A 21,985-nucleotide genomic window follows, 5' to 3' on the forward strand; every position below is an offset into this window, starting at 1 on the left:
TTTTTTTACGCAATGTGCAAAATAGGTGCGCGTTGCGCGAAAGCCGTGCAGACGCAGCAGAACGGCTCTAGGAAGGCGGTCTCGACGGAGAAGGCAAGCGAAGGGATCACGGGGGCAGATCGGGGATGGTGCAACAGTTCACGCATTGCGCAGGAACTTCAGCCAATTATTGCGCAGCCCCGGCTGGGCCGCGCAGCACGCATTTCAGCCCTCCGTCTCCGCCGGCGGCAAGGTAAAGCGGATCTTGTGCACCTTCACCTCCTGCAAGGTCCGCACATCGCGAATGCCCGGCAGGCTGCGCACTTTCTGCTGCAGGTTCCACAGGCTCTCGTCATCGCGGCACAGCACCTGCACACAGATATCCGCCGTACCCATGGTGGTGGACAGGTAGCTCACTTCGGTCCAGCGGCTGAGGGTATCGGCTACGCGGTCGTGGTCCTGCGGCGCCACATTGACGAACAGCAGCGCCAGCTTGGCGTGGCCGAGCTTGGAGGGGTTGGTGAACGCCAGGATCTGCAGGATGCCCTGGTCCTGCAGGCGCTTGACCCGGGTGCGGATGGTCGCCTCCGGCACCGACAGGTTACGCGCGACCTCCCGGAAGGCGCGTCGCCCGTCCTCCTGCAGTTCGCGGACGATCTCGAAGTCCAGTGGGTCGAGGGTGGAAATAGACATGTTCAGCGCTTCCATGGTGGATCGGGTGGCGGGGCACAGGCTAGCAGATTCTCCGGCCTACCTGTAGGCACGGGCGCTTCTGCGAATAACCGGGCGGAAATAACGCATTGCGCAATTATTTTCACACAAAAGTATTGATTGCGTAATTTACACCCCGTAGATTTTACGCAAACCACAAAAAACAGGTGCTCACCACCATGACCTTCGCCCCGCCCTCCCACGCCCAGGCATTCCTCGCCGACAACCCCGATATCGAGCTGATCGAGCTGTTCATCCTCGACGCCAATGGCATCCCCCGCGGCAAGCTGCTACACCGCGAAGAGCTGCTGGCGCTGTACCAGACCGGCCGCCCGCTGCCCAGCACCATGCTCGGCCTGTCGCTGCAGGGCGAAGATGTCGAAAACACTGGGCTGGTCTGGGACGTCGGCGACATTGACTGCCGGGCCTACCCGCTGGAGGGGAGCCTGGTGCGCCTGCCCTGGCGGCAGATCCCCACGGCCGCAGTGCAGGTGTCCATGCACCCCAGCGAAGGGTTGCCCGCCACCGTGGCCGACCCACGGCAGTTGCTGATCCGCGTCATCGAACAACTGCAAGCCGATGGCCTGTACCCCGTGATGGCCTGCGAACTGGAGTTCTACCTGCTCGACCAGCAGCGTGACGCCCAGGGCCGCCCGCAACCGGCTCTGGACCAGGACGGCGCACGCCCGCGGCAGACCCAGGTCTATGGCCTGCGGGAGCTGGAACAGATCGAGCCGTTCCTCAAAGACGTGTACGCCGCCTGCAAGGCCCAGGGCATCCCGGCCCGTACGGCGATTTCCGAGTATGCCCCCGGCCAGGTGGAAATCACCCTGGAGCATGGCGACACGTTGCTGGCCATGGACCAGGCCGTGCGCTACAAGCGCCTGGTCAAGGGCGTGGCGCACGCCCACGGCATGCAGGCTTGCTTCATGGCCAAGCCGTTCGACCACCTGGCCGGCACCGGCATGCACATGCACGTAAGCCTGGCCGATGCCCAAGGCAACAACCTGTTTGCAAGCAGCGACCCGGCCGGCACGCCGCTGCTGCGCCAGGCGGTCGGCGGCATGCTTGCCAGCCTGCTCGACTCGCTGCTGCTGTTCTGCCCAAACGCCAACTCCTACCGCCGCTTCCAGGCCAACAGCTATGCACCACTGGCGCCGACCTGGGGTGTCGACAACCGCACCGTGAGCCTGCGCGTGCCTGGCGGGCCAGCCCACACCCGGCATGTCGAACACCGCATCTGCGGCGCCGATGCCAACCCCTACCTGGCCGCTGCGGCAATCCTCGCTGGCATTCACCACGGCATCCGTCAGCAACTTGACCCCGGCGCACCGGTAGAAGGCAACGGCTATGCCCAGGCCAAGACCCTGCTGCCGACCGACTGGTTGAGTTCTCTGCAGGCATTGCAGGCGTCCAGCTGGGCGCGTGATGCGTTAGGCCACGAATTCTTGCGCGTTTACCTGGCGGTAAAACAAGCCGAGTACCGGCAGTTCATGGCCGAAGTGGGCGAGCAGGACTGGCGCTGGTACCTGACCAATGCCTGAGCCCCGCCCCTGCCTTCGCGCCCCGGAGAAGAACGCCATGAATGAAATAGCGCAACCGGCCGTAGCGCTGCGGCCACCGTCCTACTACACCGCCACCCTGGCCGAAGACACCGCCTACCCGCCCCTGCAAGGCAGCGTCAGCGTCGATGTGGCGATCATCGGCGGTGGCTTCACTGGCGTCGCCACGGCGGTCGAGTTGGCCGAGCGTGGGCTTAAAGTCGCGCTGGTGGAAACCCACAAGGTCGGCTGGGGCGCCAGCGGGCGCAACGGCGGCCAGGTCACCGGCAGCCTGTCCGGCGACAAGGCCATGCGCATACAGATGCACAAGCAACTGGGCGCCGAAGTCGACGACTTCATCTGGCACCTGCGCTGGCGCGGCCACCAGATCATCGAGCAGCGAGTGGCGCGCTACGGCATCGACTGCGACCTCAAGCGCGGCCACCTGCACGCGGCGATGAAGCCTGTGCACATGCGCGAGTTGCAGGCCAGCCATGACGAGGCCCAGCGCCGCGGGATGGGGGCTGCGGTGAGCCTGCTGGACCGCAATGAGGTGCGCGGCTTTCTGGACAGCCCGCTGTACTGCGGTGCCCTGCACAACAGCCGCAACCTGCACCTGCACCCGCTCAACCTGTGCATTGGCGAAGCCCGCGCCGCGCACTCACTGGGGGCGCTGATCTTCGAGCACTCAGAGGTGCTGGACATCATCCACGGCCCACGCCCTGCCGTGGTGACCGCCCAGGGTCGGATCGATGCAAGCCAGGTGCTGCTGGCCGGCGACGTGTATCACAAGCTGGAACCGCGCCAGCTCAAGGGTAAGATCTTCCCGGCCATGGGCGGCATCGTGACTACCGCGCCGCTCGGCGCGCTGGCCGAGCAGATCAACCCGAAGGACGTGGCGGTGTACGACTGCCGCTTCGTCCTCGACTACTACCGTCTCACCGCCGACAAACGCCTGCTGTTCGGCGGCGGTGCCAACTACTCCGGCAAGGACTCACGGGATATCGCCTGCGAACTGCGGCCGTGCATCGAACGCACCTTCCCGGCGCTCAAGGGCGTGCCGATCGAGTTCCACTGGAGCTGCGCCATGGGCATCGTGGTAAACCGCATCCCGCAACTGGGCAAGCTGTCGGACAACGTCTGGTACTGCCAGGGCTACTCCGGCCATGGCATCGCCACCAGCCACATCATGGGCGAGATCATGGCCGAGGCCCTGACCGGCACCTTGGCCCGTTTCGACACCTTCGCCACGTGCAAGCACATCAAGGTCCCGCTGGGCGAGCAACTGGGCAACCCGCTGCTGGCCGCAGGCATGTGGTACTACCGACTGCTGGAGAAGCTGCGCTGAGGCGCGCTCATCATCGAGGTAAACATGCACAAATTTCCCCTCGTGGCGGTCAGCGCCTGCACGCGGCAGCTGGGTGCGCACCCGTTTCACATGGTCGGCGACAAGTACGTGCGCGCAGTGTTCGACGCCGCGGGCGCGTTGCCGATGATGCTGCCGGCCCTGCCCGGCCTGGTCGAGCCGAGTGACCTGCTCGCCCATGTCGACGGCCTGCTGCTGACCGGTTCGCCGTCCAATATCGAGCCCTGGCATTACCAGGGCGCACCCAGCCCGGCAGGCACTCTGCACGACCCGGCCCGCGACGCCTGCAACCTCGCGCTGATCCCCGCCGCGCTCAGCGCCGGTGTACCGCTGTTGGCGATCTGCCGAGGGTTCCAGGAGCTCAATGTGGCGCTCGGAGGCACCCTGCACGCGTGCGTGCATGAAGTGGCGCCCTACCAGGACCACCGCGAGCCCGCCGAGCAACCGGTGGCGGTGCAATACGCCGCGCGCCAGCCCCTGCTGGTGGAGCCTGGCGGCGTGCTGGCGCGGCTTGGTCTGCCGCGCCGCTGCCAGGTCAACTCGATCCATGGCCAGGGCATCGACCGGCTGGCGCCTGGCCTGCGGGTCGAGGCACTGGCCGAGGATGGCCTGATCGAAGCCGTGTCGCTGCCTTGGGCGCGGGACTTTGCACTCGGCGTGCAGTTTCATCCCGAATGGCGGGTGCTGGAGCATCCGCATTACCTGACGATATTCCAGGCGTTTGGCGCTGCCTGCCGGCAGCGCGCCGAACGTCGCAGCACTACAGGAGCCACTGCATGAACCTTACCTTCCAGGCCTGGGAATCCCGCGCCGAACAGCTGAAGATCGAAGGCCGTGCCTTCATCAACGGCGAATACACCGACGCCGCATCCGGTAAAACCTTCGACTGCCTGAGCCCGGTCGACGGACGCTTCCTGGCCAAGGTTGCCAGCTGCGACCTGGCCGATGCCAACCGCGCGGTGGAAAACGCCCGTGCAACCTTCGATTCCGGCGTCTGGTCGCAGCTGGCTCCGGCCAAGCGCAAAGCCAAGCTGATCCGCTTCGCCGACCTGCTGCGCAAGAACGTCGAAGAGCTGGCGCTGCTGGAAACCCTGGACATGGGCAAGCCGATCGGCGACTCCTCCAGCATCGACGTGCCAGGTGCGGCCAATGCCATCCACTGGACCGCCGAAGCCATAGACAAGGTCTACGACGAAGTTGCCCCCACCCCGCATGACCAGCTAGGCCTGGTCACCCGCGAGCCAGTGGGTGTGGTCGGTGCCATCGTACCGTGGAACTTCCCGCTGCTGATGGCCTGCTGGAAGATCGCTCCAGCCCTGGCCACCGGTAACTCGCTGGTACTCAAGCCATCCGAGAAGTCGCCGCTGACCGCTATCCGCATCGCCCAGCTGGCCATCGAAGCCGGCATCCCGGCCGGTGTGCTGAATGTACTCCCAGGCTACGGCCACACCGTCGGCAAGGCCCTGGCCCTGCACATGGACGTCGATACCCTGGTGTTCACCGGCTCGACCAAGATCGCCAAGCAGCTGATGGTGTACGCCGGCGAGTCGAACATGAAGCGCGTCTGGCTGGAGGCCGGCGGCAAGAGCCCGAACATCGTCTTCGCCGACGCCCCGGACCTGCAGGCCGCTGCCGAAGCTGCCGCCAGTGCCATCGCCTTCAACCAAGGCGAAGTGTGCACCGCAGGCTCGCGCCTGCTGGTCGAGCGTTCGATCAAGGACAAGTTCCTGCCGATGTTGGTCGAGGCCCTGAAAGGCTGGAAGCCAGGCAACCCGCTGGACCCACAGACCACGGTCGGTGCCGTGGTTGACACCCAGCAGATGAACAACGTGCTGTCGTACATCGAGGCTGGCCACAAGGACGGCGCCAAGCTGCTGGCCGGCGGCAAGCGCACCCTGGAAGAGACTGGCGGCACCTACGTCGAGCCGACCATCTTCGACGGCGTGACCAATGCAATGCGCATTGCCCAGGAAGAAATCTTCGGCCCGGTGCTGTCGGTGATTGCCTTCGACACCGCCGAAGAGGCCATCGCCATTGCCAACGACACGCCATACGGCCTGGCGGCTGGCATCTGGACCTCGGACATCTCCAAGGCCCACAAGACCGCCCGTGCCGTGCGCGCTGGCAGCGTCTGGGTCAACCAGTACGACGGCGGCGACATGACTGCACCGTTCGGTGGCTTCAAGCAGTCGGGCAATGGCCGTGACAAGTCGCTGCACGCACTGGAGAAGTACACCGAGCTAAAGGCGACCTGGGTCAAGCTGTGATTCCACGGGCCGCGAAGTGGCCTCGATTGTCGAGTCGTGTAAAGGAGCGTTGAACCCGTTCTGAGCCTCACAAGAACATTGAATCGCCTCTGCATTCACAGATACCTTTGAGCGTCCGGTTTTGGCTCATAGCTGCCCCTAGCGAACGGCAGCTATGGGTCCAGGCTGTGTGAAAACGCCCGCAGTTGTCTAACCTTCTGACCGTCGTGATCGTGGCGGGGACAATCATGAAGCGGTTCATCGAAGGTAAGACTCGGACGCAGGTCACATTGCTGCCAGAGTGCCTGGATGACTACATCACCGATGAAAAACCAGTGCGAGTGGTCGATGTCTTTATCGATGAACTCGACCTGAGCGCGCTCGGTTTCGCAGGCGTCGATCCGGCAGCAACAGGTCGCCCGGCCTACCATCCAGCGGTCCTGCTGAAGATCTACATCTACGGCTACCTAAACCGCATTCAGTCCAGCCGCCGGATCGAGCGTGAAGCTGAACGCAATGTTGAGTTGATGTGGCTTACGGGGCGTCTGGCTCCAGATTTCAAAACCATCGCCGACTTTCGCAAGGACAACGGTAAAGCCATTCGCAGTGTCTGCCGTCAGTTCGTGATCCTCTGTCGCAACCTCAACCTGTTCTCCTACTCAATCATTGCCATCGACGGCAGCAAGTTCAAAGCCGTGAACAATCGCGACCGTAACTTCACCCAGGCCAAGGTGAAGGCCCGGATGCAGCAAGTCGAGCAGAGTATTGAGCGCTATCTGACAGCGATGGATTCGGGGGACCGGGCAATGCCGGAGGTGGCTGTGGCCAAGGCCGAGCGACCGAAAGAGAAGATCGAAACGCTGAAACAGCAGATGCAGAAGCTCAAAGACATTGAAGCGCAGCTACTTCAAACCCCAGACAAACAAATCTCTCTCACAGATCCCGATGGTCGCTCCATGTCAGTTGGTGGTCGGGACACTGGCACCGTTGGCTATAACGTGCAGATGGCCGTTGACGATCAGCACCATCTGATCGTTGCGCATGAGGTGACGAATGTCGGTCATGATCGCGGCCAGTTGAGCAACACGGCGAAGCAAGCACGTGACCCTCCATTTGGAACGCTCAAGTACTGGATGGGGGCGATGCGTGCAAGCCCGGAAAAGATGTAGATCATGCAGCCGAGCAACATGAGCGGCATATCGACGGGAATCATGGACGTCCTTGTGAACCCTTACGTGAACGCCGCAGAATGTACCCATTGGCAGTGATGCCACAAGCCCGGACATAGAAGGACATCCCACGCAATGACGCCCGACGAGGCTTTAAAGTTCACCCGCACGGTGGCTGGCCTTTCGATCACAACAGTGATCCTTGGCCCGATCCTGGCGCTTTACGTACTTCAGTCGCCAACCACTTCCCCCGTCAAGATCTCGGGCATTCTTGCGTTTGCGATCCTGGCGCTCACCAACCTGATTTCAATGATCTTCAACGCGGTTTACTGGTGTATACGGCGGGAGCCCAAATGGCTCTCGGTCACGCTCTTGGTTCAAGCCGGTGTGGCAGTTGCCACGTTAATTCCATTCTTATAACCCGTTCATTGCTTCGGCTGAGCAGCCTCAACAATGCTCATGAGGCCAATCCCCGCAACCGACTGGCAGGTCACCATCCAAGCGCTCGAATCCAAAATACCGAGCGTCACCGAGCCGCGCCTCCAGCCATGGGTGAAAGTGCTGAGCCATGACCTGTGGGGTTTCAAAACTCCGTCACCCACCTCTTGAGCGCTGGAAACGCCAAGAAATCAGATTTTGCCTCTTCCTTGTAGTCCATTTCCCAAACATACTCTCGCCGCACTTTTTCCGTTGCCGTCGCTTGGGCTGCGTTCTAGTCTCGGCGGGTCGTTGCTCATCAACGATACAGCTTTGACAGGCTGTGACGGCAAATAGTGTGCGGCCCCCTTATGGTGGCTGTACGTGCGGGCACGCTTGCGTGCGCCGGAACTTAGCTATTTCCGCCGGTCTGTCAACCCACGTACAGCTGCCACCCTTCTGTTTGACAGCAGACAGGTGGCGGCACAAAAAAGGTAAATAGCTATGTTAAAGGTCGTCCCCGATCCCCCCCACAACCACCACTCCCTCGAAGACACGATCATCCAGGCTGCGGAGTTCGCCCTGTGCGCGCAGAGCGTGGCGCAGCAGGCTGTTTCGCTACAGCCCAGAACGCCCGCCTCGGTTCTGATGATGGCCTCGATGCATGAGCTCGAGTCGCTACGCGTGCTGCTCGAATCAGCCCTGATCCAGCTGCAGATGCCGAACGAACCACGCACCCTGCACTAGGCCGTTAAGCCTGTGTTGCCTGGGCGGGCGCTGTGGCCGGCAAGCCCGTACGCACAGCGCGCTGCGTGAGACCGGTGCTGAGCTAAAGGCGGGTTGTCCGTCATGACGTTCGCCCAGGCCCTAAACCTTCAGGGAGGCAACGCAATGACCCCAGATGACACCAAAGTCACTGTCGGTAAGACCACGTTCTACCAGGGTGAAAACCAGACCCACCCATTGTTTCGCATCGAAGCGGGCATCCCTTGCCAGAATGCCCGCGAACAGGCTTCAGAGCTGATGGGCTATGTGCGGGACCTGACCATCGAAGGCTTGATGGAAGGTAAACCACAGCTGATCTGGGCCTCGCACTACCTGAGTGCCTTGGCCAAAGCACTGATGGATGATGCCGAGCTGGGCATGATGCACTAAGGGCTGAACTGCCTGACCATGGCGGACATCTGCAACCGGGGCCGCTTCGCGGCCCATCGCCGGCAAGCGCGGCTCCCACCGCGACCGCGCAATTCTTCAGGCCTGCGCTTTACCTATGGAAGCAACCGTCTTGCCCAATTTCTAAAAGACTAAATCTGTAATTTTTCTCACTGCTGCGCTTGCTTCAGGTTTCGCCATGGCGGTCGATGAGGCTGATTATTCAGTGTCCGAAGAGCATTGCACTCCTGAGTACTGGGAGACGCTACCAGATGGCAAAAAAACGGAAGATCTCATCGATAAGTGCGATGATCTGGAGCCATCCGAGAACGGCGGTTCTGGGCAATAGGTCCGCTGAGCGCGATCCGAAAGATAAGGAGCCCGTAGGCTCCTTATTGGCCGAGATGGCTTGTCAGGCTAGATTCTCAGAAATTGTCTTCTGGGCTTTTCTTGAATTCCCAATTGGTCATTTTCTTCGCGGCGAGGAAGCTCTTGCAGTTTGCGATGAACTCGTTACGGTTCGACTCTTTCGATAAGCTCGCCAGATTCTTTTCGTACATCACTGGAGCACAGTTGTCTGCTGTCGGCTCGGGCACTTTTTCCTCCGAACAAGCTGCCAAAACCACGGCCAATCCCATGGCTGCACCCAGCCGAGCCAATTTGATATCCATATTTTGATCCTTCAGTCATTGCGTTTAGCGTGGTAACGGACTCCCTCGAGCCCGGCGGTAGCCTAAAGCGTGGTGACGTGAAACGCCAGGTTTGACCATTTCCCTCGCCATACACCAACGGCCGTTTTGGGACGACTCCGCTGCGCCGTGGTACATGCCTCCAGGCAATCAAATTGGTTGGCCGCAACGGGTCGAATGCGGTCACCATCAACTCATGGATCTGGCAATTTCCGCCGCCCCAGTCCAACCGATTTCCTTAGAGAGCGATTTGCCCGTCGCGGTGGCGTGCAGGACAGCGAAGGTGATTCCTCGGCGAGCGAACTCGGCATCAACAGCTTGCATCAAGGCCAAGACTAGAAATCAGCAGCGATAGGCCGGATGGACAAACACATTCAACTCCCTCCCCCCTTACCCAGGGTTGGGTGCGATGGATAGGAAGGCCGGGCAATGCTCATAAGGCCAATCCCCGCAACCTACTGGAAGGTCACCATCCAAGCGCTCGAATCCATAATACCGAGCGTCACCGAGCTGCTCCTCCAGCCATGGGTGAAAGTGCTGAGCCATGACCTGTGGTGTTTCAAGACTCCGTCACCCACATCTTGGGCGCTGGAAACGCCAAGAAATCAGATTTTGCCTCTTCCTTGTAGTCCATTTCCCAAACATACTCCCACCGCACTTTTTCCGTTGCGGTCGCTTGGGCTGCATTCTAGTCTCGGCGGGTCGCTGTTGTTCAGCGATCGGCTTTGACAGGCCGCGACGGTATTATGCATACGGCTTGCCTTCAATGGCGGCTGTACGTGCGGGCACGCTTGCGTGCGCCGGAACTTGCATAGTCCGCCGGTCTGTCAACCCATGTACAGCTGCCACCCTTCTGTTTGACAGCCGATAGGTGACCGCCTAATTGAAGGTACTATGCAATGCTCAAAATGGTCCCCGATCCACCCCACAACCACCACTCCCTCGAAGACACGATCATCCAGGCTGCGGAGTTCGCCCTGTGCGCGCAGAGCGTGGCGCAGCAGGCTGTTTCGCTACAGCCCAGAACGCCCGCCTCGGTTCTGATGATGGCCTCGATGCATGAGCTCGAGTCGCTACGCGTGCTGCTCGAATCAGCCCTGATCCAGCTGCAGATGCCGACCGAACCACGCACCCTGCACTAGGCCGTTAAGCCTGTGTTGCCTGGGCGGGCGCTGTGGCCGGCAAGCCCGCACGCACAGCGCGCTGCGTGAGACCGGTGCTGAGCTAAAGGCGGGTTGCCCGTCATGACGTTTGCCCAGGCCCTAAACCTTCAGGGAGGCAACGCAATGACCCCAGATGACACCAAAGTCACTGTCGGTAAGACCACGTTCTACCAGGGTAAAAACCAGACCCACCCATTGTTTCGCATCGAAGCGGGCATCCCTTGCCAGAATGCCCGCGAACAGGCTTCAGAGCTGATGGGCTATGTGCGGGACCTGACCATCGAAGGCTTGATGGAAGGTAAACCACAGCTGATCTGGGCCTCGCACTACCTGAGTGCGTTGGCCAAAGCACTGATGGATGATGCCGAGCTGGGCATGATGCACTAAGGGCTGAACTGCCTGACCAAGGCGAACATCTGCAACCGGGGCCGCTTCGCGGCCCATCGCCGGCAAGCGCGGCTCCCACGGGTACAGCGCATACCTGAAGGCTGGTGACATTCCTGGACTGCCTCCAGGGGTCAGCTTCTTGGGGGCAGTCCACAGGTGTGGGATTTCCAGGTCGTTAGTTGACGAGCCAACCTGCTGCGCAGGTTTCACGCCGCCCGGACGCAAAACTAACATTGGCGAAGGCCTGGTAACGGCCATACTCCGGTGTACGGTCAATTCAGCTAGTCTGCTTGGAAGTCCGAACACGCCCGGTATTTTCGCTTCATAGCGAGGCAACGCAATTGGTTGACAATACGCAACTGCATAACGTTTCAGCGTCCTCGCCTACTCTCACTCGGCGACATTTACTCCAGGCAGGGATGACCGGGATTGCCGTCAGTGTGTTTGCGCCCTGGTCGTCATGGGCGGCACCATCGGGCGTCTTGGTGAACGATGTGACGATGCTCAATCCGATTTGGGTCAATCGCCTGTTCGCACCCCGCACCACTGGCGAAATACAGCGAGCGCTCGCTATGTCGTCAGGCCCAGTCAGCATCGGTGGTGGCCGTTATAGCATGGGGGGACAAATTGCGACCGAAGACAGCCTGCACCTCGACATGCGGCAGTTTGACCAGGTGATCCGATACTCGCCTGAGAACAGAGTCATACGCGTGCAAACAGGGATGCGGTGGCGTGACTTGCAGTCGGTCATCGACCCAGACGACCTCTCGATAAAAATCATGCAGAGCTATGCCAATTTCACCGTCGGCGGATCGCTCTCGGTCAACGCTCATGGACGCTACGTCGGCGCTGGCCCGGTCATCAACTCTGTGCGTTCTCTGCAACTGGTGCTTGCGGACGGTTCGGCATTAGAAGCGTCCCGCACCACGAATTCCGACCTCTTCTACGCTGCTATCGGTGGCTATGGCGCGATGGGAGTGATCACTGAGGTCGAATTGGACCTGGTGCCCAACACCACAATTGAACGTCAGATACAGCGCATGCCAGCGGCTGATTACCCGAGTTTTTTCAATGACCGAGTGCGCAACAACGAACAGGCCATCCTGCATAACGCCGATTTGACTCCCCCTTTTTTCGACACAGCCACGTCCGTCACGTGGCACACTTCGGACAAAGCGTTGACGGTCGCAGAAAGGCTGGTTGCGCCGGGGCAGTCTTACAAAATCAACCAGACCGTCATGTGGAGTGTGACCAAGCTTCCCGGCGGCCCAATGCTTCGCAAGGATGTGATCGATCCACTGCGTTATTTCAACCAACCGGTGGTGCGGCGCAACTACGAGGCCAGTGCGGATGTCGCCTCGCTTGGCCCCATTGTAACCCGGAACGGTACCTACGCATTGCAGGAGTATTTTGTGCCGGTGGCACAGTTCAATGCGTTCGTGAAACAAATGGCCGCCATCCTCCAGGCGCACCGCGTTGACGCCGTCAATGTATCCATTCGACACGCACCAGCCGACCCCGACTCGTTTCTGTCCTGGGCACGCGAAGAGGTGTTTTCCTTCGTGCTTTATTATTGGCAGCGCGTGGAGGTGGATGATCGCGAGCAGGTTGGTGTGTGGACACGCGAACTCATCGACGCTGCGCTGTTGCTTGGCGGTACCTACTACCTTCCCTATCAACTGCATGCAACGCAGGAACAGTTCTCAAGTGCCTACCCAAACGCTCGGCGTCTGCTCGCACTCAAAGCACAAGTCGACCCAGGCGATCGATTCCGGAACAAGCTCTGGGACAAGTACCAACACGGGATAGTGGAAAGCTTGTGACCAGATTGGCCCTGCGCACGGGTCATCTTGCGTCTCTCAGTCCGTTGTAATGCTCCGACCTTTCACTCCATTTACGATACTGGCGAGTACGAAAAGCCATGTTGAGCTGTTGCAGGATCAGCGCGCGCAGCGGCGACACGCTCGGGTCGGGCTTTTTACCCCGGCTTAGTTTGCGCAATTGAAACTTCACTACCGCCATGTTCGCCAAGGCCGCGATGGCTTTGTTTTTCCAGGTGATCGGCGGTAATTCAGGGGCGTTGTCTTTCCCCTGCAACCAGGCACGAGGCAGGTGCGGATCGATGGCTAACGCCGTTCCCATGCCTACCATGTCCACCCCGCTCTGCACGACGCTTTCAGCTACCGGGCGGCGACGTATACCGCCGGTGACCATCACCGGCATTCTGGCGACGGTTTGGAGATCACGGGCAAACTCGACGAAATACGCTTCGCGAGCCAGGGCGCGACCATCGCGCGCGTGCCCCTGCATGGCAGGTACTTCGTAACTGCCTCCCGACAACTCCACCATGTCGACGCCCAGGTCATTGAGCAGCTCAACAACCTTTTTCGCGTCATCGGTGGTGAATCCTCGCCTCGTAGAATCGGATGCGTGACGGACTCAATCCACTGATTTTCGCCAGTTCGCCTATTCTCATGCCTCACCCTGAAATGCCTGTTGACCTTGAAGTTGACTTTAAACCTAAAGCCATCAGGCGGCCAGGCATCAGGTAGGACCCTGCCACTTGCAACGCTTGCAACGAGCGGCTCGGCTTTTCGCGGCGAAGGGTGAACTGGCTTTTTGATCCCGCAGACCTCTTGAAGGCGTTAGATCGCCCTCAAGAGTCACTTGGCCGATGCCCTGACCTGTCAAAGACTCATGTTTATCGAAACGAACGCTGAACGGCCTGGTGCTGGCGAGAACATCGCCTGGTCGTCGCCGCCCCAGAAGAAGTTGTCATACCAGACATATTCGTACTCACGGTCAAAGAGGTTTTTCACCTGCAGATCCACGCTGGTTGACGCGGTGATGCGGTAACTGACACTGGCGTCCACGACCACGAAACCACCGTACTTGCCCTGCTCGTTCTGCTCGTCGATGTAGTAGCTGCCTTGCGCCCGCCCCTGCGCCCCGAACTTCCAGTCGTCATTGTATCGGTAGTCCACGCCCAGATTGCTAATGTAGCGCGGGGTGGAAAATACCTCTTTGCCCGCCAAAGACTGGCCGTTCGCCGCGTAGGCCTTGACCACTTTGGCCTCCTGGATCGCGTGGGACGCCCATACCGTCCATTGATCGTCCAGCTGAGCACTGATCTGCATGTCCACGCCACGCCGGCGTGTTTCGCCAAGACCGACCGTGGTGCCAGTGCTGGGCATGTTAGCAACTTCATCGGTCGCATCCTGTTGCCACAGCGCAACCCGCGCTTGAGCCCCAGGGAATGGCTGAAACTTGATGCCGACTTCCTTGCCGGTGTTGATCGACGGGTCGTACGAGGTTTGCCCAGGCACCCTGTAAGCGGGCCCGCCAGAGCCGGTAAGAATCTGGAAAGTACGCCCCCAGTTGGCGTAAAGGTCGATCTCCGGGGTGAGGCTGTAGATGACGCTCAGCTTCGGCTGGCGGATCCAGCCGTAATCCTGCAGGGATCCCTTGACCTCACCAAGCGTCACGCTGTTGCCAGAAAACTTGTCGACGCGCATGGCTGGGATGATCTTCAGCGCGTCGGTAGGCTGAATGACCGCCTGCACATAACCGCCAATATTGCGCAGGGTGTAAGTGTCGTCATTCTGCACACGTGCCGCAGGGGCATCGAAGTCGGTCGGGATCCCATAGCTGTAGCGCAGGCGACGATACTCATTGTCCTGCTCCTCGTAGTTGATGCCGCCATCCAGCGTCAGCACATCGTTAGCGCGCCAGGTCAGGTTACTGAGCATCCCGCGCTGCTGCTCATCCCACTGCCGGCGCTGGCGTGGCGCGTTGCCGGGCTGGTAATCGGTGAACGTGATGGTTCGGTCATCGTTGTAACTGTTGTAGTACAGCTTGCTGCTCAGGCTCAGGTCGTCGGCGAGCTGCCAGTCGGCGTGCAGGCTCAGCTGCTTCATGTCGCGGTCGTCACCGTCATTGGCGTTCTTGGCCGGCGATTGGGTGCGGCTGCCGTGCAGTTGTTCGCGGGTGAGGAAACCAGACTCTTGGGCCTGGTGGTGGTAAAGGCGAGCGATAAGGCCGACACGGAAGTCTTGTTCGTCGTTGCTGACGAACCATTTGCCGCCAAGCGCATATTTGTTGGACTCACTGTGGTCGCGGAAACCGTTGCTGTCCTGTTTGGCGAGGATATAGTTCTGGGCGAAATTCCCCTCTTCATGCCCAACTGCCAACTGCACTTCACGCGTGTCGAAGCTGCCGTATGTCACACGGCTATCGACATAGTTCCCGCCTTGGCGGGTCGCGAAATTGATGTTGCCACCGATATTGTGCAGCCCATAGCGCGGATCGTTGGTACCGCGCACGACTTCGATGTACTCGATGTCCAGCGGAAAGATCATGTCAATGAAGCGCTGGTTACCACTGTTCACATTGCTCGGCACACCGTCGATCAAGGTCTTGATGCCGTTGATGTAGCCCTCGCCATTGAATGCGCGGAAGGTGACCTTGCCTGACTCGGCGCCTTGCCCTGTTTCAGTCAACTGGATGCCCGGCATCTGCCCCAACAGCTGCCAACTGTTCATCACATTCTTGTCTCGCACCTGATCGCCGCCCAGGACATCGACCGAGGTCAGCACATTTTCAGTGCTCAGGGCTGTAGCAGCAGTTTCGGTGATATTCACATCACCGAGGATGATGGTGGAGTTACCCGTCTGTTCGGCGAGGATTTCAGGTGTGAACATTGCTGTGAAGATGGCAAACGAAGCTGGGGTGAATCGCATGAAGGTTCCTGAGGCGGGGGTTGAGTGTTGGTGGGCGACAGCGGCAGGAGGCAGGGCCTCTTTTTGCCATATGAAAACGTTATACCATAACTAAACGTGTTCGTGGAACGGGTCCATTGGACCTATAGCCGCATCGTTCGCTGCGCTCTAGCGCGCCGACTTGACCTTGATTGCCATGGCCTTTTCGCCGAGCACGAGGGGCCACTACTGCCCAAAGCGCTACCACTTCACAACCTGCCGATAATGGTCCTGACCTGACGCGGCTGGTGGGCGATACTGTTGGAGCCGAACTATCAGGCGTGAATGCGTCCTTGAGCCTGGCCTGCGGATTTAGCATGTGGCCTGGAAATGCTGCAGTTTGCGTCCTATACCAGAACATCCCGTTTTGCTAGAAAATCGCGTGCTGATCCTGTCCTCGCAACGAATGCCGCAGCCTCTGACAGGTGCCGCCCGCACCCCCAGAAAAAGGAAGCCCCATGCCAGCTTGTCCCCTGCCCTCCGACGAAGCAGCTCGCCAACGCACTCTGGATGAGATGCACCTGCTCGACACACCGGCCGAGCATTACCTCGACACCCTGGTACGGCTTACCCAGCAACTGGCGCAAGTGGACACCGTGCTGATCAGCCTGATCGACCAGGAGCGCCAGTGGTTCAAGGCACGTATCGGGCTGGAGGCCACCGAGACGCCGCGCAATGTTTCTTTCTGTGGCTACGCCATCCTTGGCGAAGGCACCTTGTTGGTCCCCGATGCCACGCATGACCCGCGTTTCGTCGACAACCCGCTGGTACTCAGCCCACCCTACATCCGCTTTTACGCCGGCCATCCGTTGCGCGCGGGGAATGGCAAAGCCATAGGGACGTTGTGCATGCTCGACCCTCGCCCGCGCACGCTGAACGAAACGCAGCAAGCCAACTTCAAGGACCTGGCCACCCTCGCAGAGGGTTATCTGCAGTTGCGTGGCCTGATCCAGACCAACCGTGACCTGCGCCTGGAAATGGACCGAGAGCAGCGCAAGGCCATGCTCGACCCTTTGACGCAGCTGTGGAACCGCAACGGTCTGACAGCGTTCGAGGACCACGAGCGGCGCCGCGCAGCACAGAGCAGCCTGCGCCTGGGGGCGATCTATGCGGACCTCGACCATTTCAAAAGCATCAACGACCGGTATGGCCACGCCACTGGCGATCAGGTGCTGTGCGAATGCGCCCGCCGCCTGCGCGCAGCGCTGCGCCCGGACGATCTGGTGGTGCGCCAGGGCGGCGAGGAATTCGTCGCGCTGGTCATGGTCAACGACAGCGAAGAGCTCAAGGGGATTGCAGAGCGGGTGCGGCAGATGATCGGCAGCGAACCGCTACAACTGCCCACCGGCCCGCTGCGTGTCAGCCTGAGCATCGGCTGCACGCTGCTCAACGATCAAGAGCACCTCGACCGGGCGCTGGAACGCGCCGACTCCGGGCTCTACAGCGCCAAGCAGAATGGGCGTGACCGGGTGGTTTATGTAGCAACCGTTGACTGACCTGGATATCTGCAGACGCAAGAGTTGGCCTGTGCCTGACGTTCGTTTCAGGACAGCGTGATCCATGCAAACAGGCGGCGGGCACCTCCTCAGGGTGTACGCCGCCCCTGCAGCACAGTGAACGCATACATCCCCGCCAGCATGGCCAATACGAATACCAGTATCTGCCAGTGCCCGGTCAGCGAGATAGCGACCGCAGGCCCCGGGCAGATGCCGGCAATGCCCCAGCCTATGCCGAACACCAGGCTGCCACCGATCAGACGGGCGTCCAGCTCTCTTTTCACAGGTAACTGCATAGGGGCGCCCAGCAACGACCGCTGGTGTTTGCGGGCCCAATTCAACGGCGCAGCCGCCACCGCGATGGCCCCGGCCATCACCAGTGCAAGTGACGGATCCCAGGCCCCGGTCACATCGAGAAAAGCCAGCACTTTGGCGGGGTTCGCCATTCCTGCCAACAGCAGGCCCAGACCAAAGATCAACCCGGCGACAAAAGCCGTCAACTTGTTCATTCTCAGGCCCCCAGCGCATGGCGGATGACGTACACGGTGGCAAAACCGCTGGCCATGAAGCACACCGTCGCCACGATGGAGCGGGGAGACAAGCGGGAGACACCACACACGCCGTGGCCACTGGTACAACCCGAGCCGTATCGTGTCCCCAGGCCAACCAGCAGCCCGGCAATCACCAACGCCGGCCACGGGGTATCGATTTCGATTTCCGGCAGCACGGCGAACAGCCCCCACAGCAAAGGCGTAATCAGCAGGCCGAGAACAAACAGCGCCTTCTCACCCCAGCCCTCACTGCCCCTTTGCATCACACTTGCAAGCAGGCCGCTGATGCCGGCGATGCGGCCATTGGCCAGAATGAACAGGCTGGCGGCCAGCCCGATCAAAGCCCCTCCCCCCAAAGCACTCCAGGGTGTGAAGTTGATCCAATCAATGCTCATGTTGCACCTCCGGCGTAGTGAACCTGGTATAGGGCGTTGAACAGCACAGCAAGATGGCACGCATGATAACGATTCGCCGAACGCCCCACACCGCTCACCCCGGCAGCGCCGCCAACACCGCAGTGACCATGCCGTTGAACGTCGCCGGTGAGTCCACCACGCGGGCAGTGACTTTCGCCTCACCGTCGGCACGGGTGGCGCGCCGGGCCTGGTCGGCAGTGGCCGACAGCTTGACGATCACTACTTCGCGGCGCGGGTTGATATAGATTTTCTGACCGAAGCGCCCGCTGGCCTCGACAGACCCGTCGCCATCGTTTTTCTGATACCAGTAGTTGCGATAAGCGTAGCCCGGGCGGCCGGGGGCAAGGTTACCTTGGGCGAACGACGCCGGGTCGGCGGGCTGGAACGTGCTGCGCACCGCTTGGTTGAAACTGTCACCCTTGACGTCACGGGCCAGCTCACGGCGCACCCGTTCAGCGAAGCGCGCCGTGTCGCGCAGGTTGCAGCTGATACCGCCGCTGGCCATCTCGGTACCGAGCGGGTCGACTTGCACATAGGCGTCGTCCTGGGCGAAGCGTGACCAGATACGTTGTTCAACCAGTTGCGCCCAGTTCAGCCCGGTGATGCGCCGCAGTGCCCAGGCCAACGCTTCGGGTGAGCCGTTCTGGTAGAAAAACAACGGTTTGGCGCCTGAGTCGGGCGCCTTTCGTGCGTGCTGGAGGAAACTGTAGATATCCCCCGGCATGCCTTCGGCGCGAGGTATGAGCCCCGTGGCGGCAAACAGCCCCAGGTCCGGCGGCATCTGCGGCGGGTACTCCACCGCCACCTGCATGTCCAGGTTGGCCTGCACCGTCGCCTCGCCAAATGGCGTGCCGCTGAGTTCCGGCACGTAATGCGCCAATGTACGTTGCGGGTCCAGCGTGCCTTCGGCGATCAGTTGAGCGGCGATCAGGCCAGTCACGGACTTGGTCATCGAGGCCCAGATATGCGGCTGCCCGGGTTGGAAACCCTCCAGATAACGCTCGTACACCACCTGGCCACGGTGCAGCACGATGAGCCCGTCGGTGCTGGTCTGTTGCAGGTAGCTCGCCAACGTCAGGGGCTGCTCGCCGGCAGTGAACGCCACCTGGTCAAGCGCCAGCTCGGTGCCTGCCGGCAAGGCCAGCGGCGTGGACGCGCGGCCGATGCCCCGGGTCGGCGAAACCTCGCGGGCGTGGCGCATGGACCAGCGCAGGAACGGTGGCTGGAACGCGTTGGCCTGGTTCACGCGCAACTGCGGTGCAGGGGGAAACCCTTGCATCACGCCCTGCTCTGCCGGTGCGCTGCTGGCCACGCCCGGGGCAAGTGTACCGGCCAGCATCAAAGCGATGGCCGGCAGGTTGGCCGGTGATGGGTGCATGCTGCGTTTGGACATGGTCTTGCCTCCTTGAACGGTCTAGAAGTTGGCGCCGACGCTCACGGCCACGTAGTCGCGGTCGCCGCGGATGCCGTAATCGCCATCGAGATAATCGGTGTAGGCAAGGCTTGCCCAGTACTTGCTGGCCAGCGCCACGTCCACGCCCAGGCTGATCGAGCGCGAGCCTTCATTGAAGCCCGACCCATCGGCAGGCGAATAGCCTTTCACGTCGTGGGACCAGGCCAGGTTAGGGCGGATGTCCAGGCCCGGGACCAGGTTCTGGTAGCTCCAGGTCGCCCGCAGCCGGTAGCCCCAGGAAAACGGCGTGACGAACCCTTCGCCGTTGCAGTCAGCAGGGCTTTTCGAGATCGCCTGGCAGAGGCTGTTATCGGCCAGCTCACCGTTGCCGTAGGCCCCGGAGCGGCCATAACGCGGCCCGAAACGCCCCTCGAGCCCGCCCACATAGGTGGCGCCCACCTCCCCCATCAGCAGCAGCTGGTTGGCGCCCATCACCTGGCTGAACGCCTGCATCGCCGACACTTGGGCCTGGGTCACTTCCTTGCGTCGATACCCGTCGAACAAGGTGTCGTCGGTCGCTGGGCGCAGGCCTTCGGCGTTGAGCGGGCTGCGGCCCGGGGCGTTGAGCAGCGACTGCAGCACATCGTTACCGTTGAGCTGCACCGGCTGGTTGGGGCGGTGGCTCAACTCCCCCTGCACGGCGGTGCCGTTGTGCAGGGTGGTGGCGAAGGTGATGCCGTAGAGCCGGATATCCTCGGGGTACTGCGCCAGGTACTGCGAGGTTCCCATGCGCAGGGCGCCGGCCAGGGACTGCCCGCTGCTCGACGCCAGGAAGGCACCGCAGCCAGACAGTGGCACGCCAACCGTGCTGCACAGGTCCCTGGCAAAACCGGTATTGGCGTAGTAGCGGCTGCTGACTGTGCCCAGGTAGGGAGAGCGGCTGTGGTAGTTGGCCGCGAACAGGCCGAACTCGGTATCCAGCGATTGCACATACCAGTGCAAGGCAAACCCCCATTGGCCTCCATTGCGCGCATCCTGGTCGGCCCCACGCGGCACGCGCACGCCCTCATCGGTGAGCGTCACACCCAGGGACGCCAGCGCTTGGGAAACACCCGGGTTGGCGACCATCTGCCCACCCACGTCCAGGCCTTGGCAGCCCTCGGGCATGAAGTCGTTGTTGGAGAAGAAGGTCGCACAGTTGTCCAACCGGGTCTGCTCCCAGTCCAGTTGGTAGAAGGCGTCGAATGACAGGGCCTGGTTGAGGTTCTGCGTGACATACAAAAGGTTGACCGGCGCCAGCGCGTCTTTGACCTCTGAGCCCGGCCGGCGCAACGCGGCCTGATTGAACGGGCTGATCACGTTCAGGCCACCCTGGATGAACAGGCTTTCGCCCCAGTTCACGACCTGTTTGCCCAGGCGCACCGAGCCGGGCTCGCCGTCGATGTCGTAGAGGGCATAGGCAAAGGCATCGAGCAGTTCCGCTGCGGCAGTTTTAGCCGATGCCTGGCGGTTGTGGTCGTCGATGTCGACTGCACGCTGGCTATGGTCGCGTTGCACCGTGTCATACCAGTAGGTGCCCCGCAGAAACACCCCAACGTTGTCCCGGTGCAGTTCCAGGTCATGGGTTGCTTTGAAAATGGCCGAGAACACATCACCCGAGCGGTAGTTCCGCCGCCCGTCATTACTGTTGGCGGCCTGCAACTGCTGTTTGTCGGGGTTGGCTGTGCTGACGGCAGTGCCGAACGACAGCGCCGTGTCGAAGCGCCCTTCGAGCGGGCCGGCCTGGAACTGCAAGGCAGCCGCCGGGGCGGCGAGCAGGCAGCATAGAGCCGCCAGCGGCGCTTGGCGCCGGCAGATACGGATGTATTCGCTCACTCTTAACCTCTTGTTGTTTTATTCGAGAGTGAAAGGTGGGGTAGCACAGATGAAGTGCCGGTCGCCGAGGCAGGCGGTACCGGTAATCTGGATTATCGGGGCAGTGAAAGCGGGCTCACAAATAGCGTCTTCGGATCAGTGCCATGCCAGATTGTTATGGCCTGGGCGGGGCTTGAGAGAGGCGTTCGGGGCTGCCTGGGCTTTTATGAGGCGGCGCGAAACGAGCACCGCCCCCGCAGGTGACCTCACACCGCCAACAGTTCCAAGGCCCTGCGCACCTTGCCTGGTATGGCAACCGCACGCTGCTCGCGACGATCGACGAATACATGGGTGAAACGCCCGGCCGCGCACGCTTCAGGTTCCCCCTCGACGAAGACGGCCAGCGCGTAGTTCACCGAACTGTTGCCTATCCCCGTGACCGCGATACCCACTTCGATGCGCTGCGGAAAGGCGACCGCGGCGAAGTAGTCGCAAGCAGACCCGGCCACATAGGCCACCACCGGGTCGCGGTGAATATCCAGACCGGCATGCTCGATCAGCCAGGTGTTCACCGCGCTGTCGAAAAAACCGTAGTAGACGACATTGTTCACATGCCCATACAGGTCGTTGTCGTGCCAGCGCGTGGTGATCGGCTGGAAGTGGCGATAGGCGCCGCGTAGCGGGCGTTCCCTGGCCAT

General features: G+C 61.2%; 19 protein-coding genes and 3 pseudogenes. 12 read left to right on the forward strand and 10 right to left on the reverse strand.

What is annotated here, in order from left to right; translation table 11 throughout:
• Positions 1–204: 204 nt before the first annotated feature.
• Complete coding sequence (locus ACIPZH_RS10745; RefSeq protein ID WP_125924058.1) at positions 205–672, reverse strand: Lrp/AsnC family transcriptional regulator; 468 nt, start codon at positions 670–672, stop codon at positions 205–207.
• Positions 673–869: 197 nt separating this feature from the next.
• Here ACIPZH_RS10745 and ACIPZH_RS10750 point away from each other — a divergent pair, with 197 nt between their 5' ends.
• From ACIPZH_RS10750 to ACIPZH_RS10785, 8 genes and pseudogenes are all read left to right on the forward strand, one after another.
• On the forward strand, positions 870–2,234 hold the full coding sequence (locus ACIPZH_RS10750; protein ID WP_400636157.1) for a glutamine synthetase family protein: 1,365 nt from the start codon (positions 870–872) through the stop codon (positions 2,232–2,234).
• Between the two features lie 37 nt (positions 2,235–2,271).
• Positions 2,272–3,579, forward strand: coding sequence for an NAD(P)/FAD-dependent oxidoreductase (locus tag ACIPZH_RS10755; protein WP_400636158.1), 1,308 nt, complete (start codon positions 2,272–2,274; stop codon positions 3,577–3,579).
• A 24-nt stretch (positions 3,580–3,603) separates the two neighbouring features.
• A complete protein-coding gene (locus tag ACIPZH_RS10760) occupies positions 3,604–4,377 on the forward strand; it encodes a gamma-glutamyl-gamma-aminobutyrate hydrolase family protein (protein ID WP_400636159.1) in 774 nt (257 codons plus the stop codon).
• Complete coding sequence (locus tag ACIPZH_RS10765; protein WP_400636160.1) at positions 4,374–5,864, forward strand: aldehyde dehydrogenase; 1,491 nt, start codon at positions 4,374–4,376, stop codon at positions 5,862–5,864. The genes ACIPZH_RS10760 and ACIPZH_RS10765 overlap by 4 nt, the downstream gene beginning before the upstream one ends.
• 227 nt (positions 5,865–6,091) lie before the next feature.
• A pseudogene (locus tag ACIPZH_RS10770) lies at positions 6,092–6,949 on the forward strand (IS1182 family transposase); the annotation flags it as partial.
• A 198-nt stretch (positions 6,950–7,147) separates the two neighbouring features.
• Positions 7,148–7,432, forward strand: a complete 285-nt coding sequence (locus tag ACIPZH_RS10775) for a hypothetical protein (RefSeq protein ID WP_400636161.1) — start codon at positions 7,148–7,150, stop codon at positions 7,430–7,432.
• A 501-nt stretch (positions 7,433–7,933) separates the two neighbouring features.
• A complete protein-coding gene (locus ACIPZH_RS10780; protein WP_241805278.1) occupies positions 7,934–8,176 on the forward strand; it encodes a hypothetical protein in 243 nt (80 codons plus the stop codon).
• 144 nt (positions 8,177–8,320) lie between these two features.
• On the forward strand, positions 8,321–8,584 hold the full coding sequence (locus tag ACIPZH_RS10785; protein WP_267816848.1) for a DUF3077 domain-containing protein: 264 nt from the start codon (positions 8,321–8,323) through the stop codon (positions 8,582–8,584).
• Between the two features lie 422 nt (positions 8,585–9,006).
• Here the strand turns inward: ACIPZH_RS10785 and trbK are convergent, their stop codons facing one another.
• Positions 9,007–9,252 carry an entry exclusion lipoprotein TrbK gene (trbK, locus tag ACIPZH_RS10790; RefSeq protein WP_400636162.1) on the reverse strand — a complete coding sequence of 82 codons (246 nt, stop codon included), beginning with the start codon at positions 9,250–9,252 and terminating at the stop codon, positions 9,007–9,009.
• A 917-nt stretch (positions 9,253–10,169) separates the two neighbouring features.
• On the opposite strand from trbK, the gene ACIPZH_RS10795 reads away from it, so the two are divergent.
• The 3 genes from ACIPZH_RS10795 (at position 10,170) to ACIPZH_RS10805 (ending at position 12,643) form a co-directional block, all read left to right on the forward strand.
• A complete protein-coding gene (locus tag ACIPZH_RS10795; RefSeq protein WP_400626766.1) occupies positions 10,170–10,412 on the forward strand; it encodes a hypothetical protein in 243 nt (80 codons plus the stop codon).
• Between the two features lie 144 nt (positions 10,413–10,556).
• Entirely contained in the window at positions 10,557–10,820 is a 264-nt protein-coding gene (locus ACIPZH_RS10800) for a DUF3077 domain-containing protein (RefSeq protein WP_400636163.1), read from the forward strand.
• 419 nt (positions 10,821–11,239) lie between these two features.
• Positions 11,240–12,643 (forward strand): FAD-binding oxidoreductase, encoded by a 1,404-nt coding sequence (locus tag ACIPZH_RS10805; protein ID WP_400636164.1) that lies wholly within the window; start codon positions 11,240–11,242, stop codon positions 12,641–12,643.
• Between the two features lie 22 nt (positions 12,644–12,665).
• On the opposite strand, the pseudogene ACIPZH_RS10810 reads toward ACIPZH_RS10805, so the two are convergent.
• From ACIPZH_RS10810 to ACIPZH_RS10820, 3 genes and pseudogenes are all read right to left on the reverse strand, one after another.
• Positions 12,666–13,238: pseudogene (locus ACIPZH_RS10810) on the reverse strand (2,4-dienoyl-CoA reductase); the annotation flags it as partial.
• Positions 13,231–13,296 (reverse strand): annotated as a pseudogene (locus ACIPZH_RS10815) (MerR family DNA-binding transcriptional regulator); the annotation flags it as partial. The pseudogenes ACIPZH_RS10815 and ACIPZH_RS10810, both read right to left, overlap by 8 nt.
• 211 nt (positions 13,297–13,507) lie before the next feature.
• Positions 13,508–15,559, reverse strand: a complete 2,052-nt coding sequence (locus ACIPZH_RS10820; RefSeq protein WP_400636165.1) for a TonB-dependent receptor — start codon at positions 15,557–15,559, stop codon at positions 13,508–13,510.
• A 476-nt stretch (positions 15,560–16,035) separates the two neighbouring features.
• On the opposite strand from ACIPZH_RS10820, the gene ACIPZH_RS10825 reads away from it, so the two are divergent.
• The gene (locus ACIPZH_RS10825) at positions 16,036–17,073 is read left to right on the forward strand and encodes a diguanylate cyclase (protein WP_267816852.1); all 1,038 of its coding nucleotides are present in this window, start codon (positions 16,036–16,038) and stop codon (positions 17,071–17,073) included.
• 89 nt (positions 17,074–17,162) lie between these two features.
• Here the strand turns inward: ACIPZH_RS10825 and ACIPZH_RS10830 are convergent, their stop codons facing one another.
• The 5 genes from ACIPZH_RS10830 to ACIPZH_RS10850 form a co-directional block, all read right to left on the reverse strand.
• Positions 17,163–17,582, reverse strand: coding sequence for a DUF6691 family protein (locus tag ACIPZH_RS10830; RefSeq protein ID WP_241805288.1), 420 nt, complete (start codon positions 17,580–17,582; stop codon positions 17,163–17,165).
• A gap of 2 nt (positions 17,583–17,584) precedes the next feature.
• On the reverse strand, positions 17,585–18,019 hold the full coding sequence (locus ACIPZH_RS10835) for a YeeE/YedE family protein (protein ID WP_241805289.1): 435 nt from the start codon (positions 18,017–18,019) through the stop codon (positions 17,585–17,587).
• A 94-nt stretch (positions 18,020–18,113) separates the two neighbouring features.
• Positions 18,114–19,433, reverse strand: coding sequence for a serine hydrolase domain-containing protein (locus tag ACIPZH_RS10840; RefSeq protein ID WP_400636166.1), 1,320 nt, complete (start codon positions 19,431–19,433; stop codon positions 18,114–18,116).
• Positions 19,434–19,454: 21 nt separating this feature from the next.
• Positions 19,455–21,308 (reverse strand): DUF1302 domain-containing protein, encoded by a 1,854-nt coding sequence (locus ACIPZH_RS10845; protein WP_400636167.1) that lies wholly within the window; start codon positions 21,306–21,308, stop codon positions 19,455–19,457.
• 245 nt (positions 21,309–21,553) lie between these two features.
• Positions 21,554–21,985 (reverse strand): acyl-CoA thioesterase, encoded by a 432-nt coding sequence (locus ACIPZH_RS10850; protein WP_400636168.1) that lies wholly within the window; start codon positions 21,983–21,985, stop codon positions 21,554–21,556.

It is taken from the genome of Pseudomonas sp. NPDC089758, from assembly GCF_044748705.1.
GTDB lineage: Bacteria > Pseudomonadota > Gammaproteobacteria > Pseudomonadales > Pseudomonadaceae > Aquipseudomonas > Aquipseudomonas putida_X.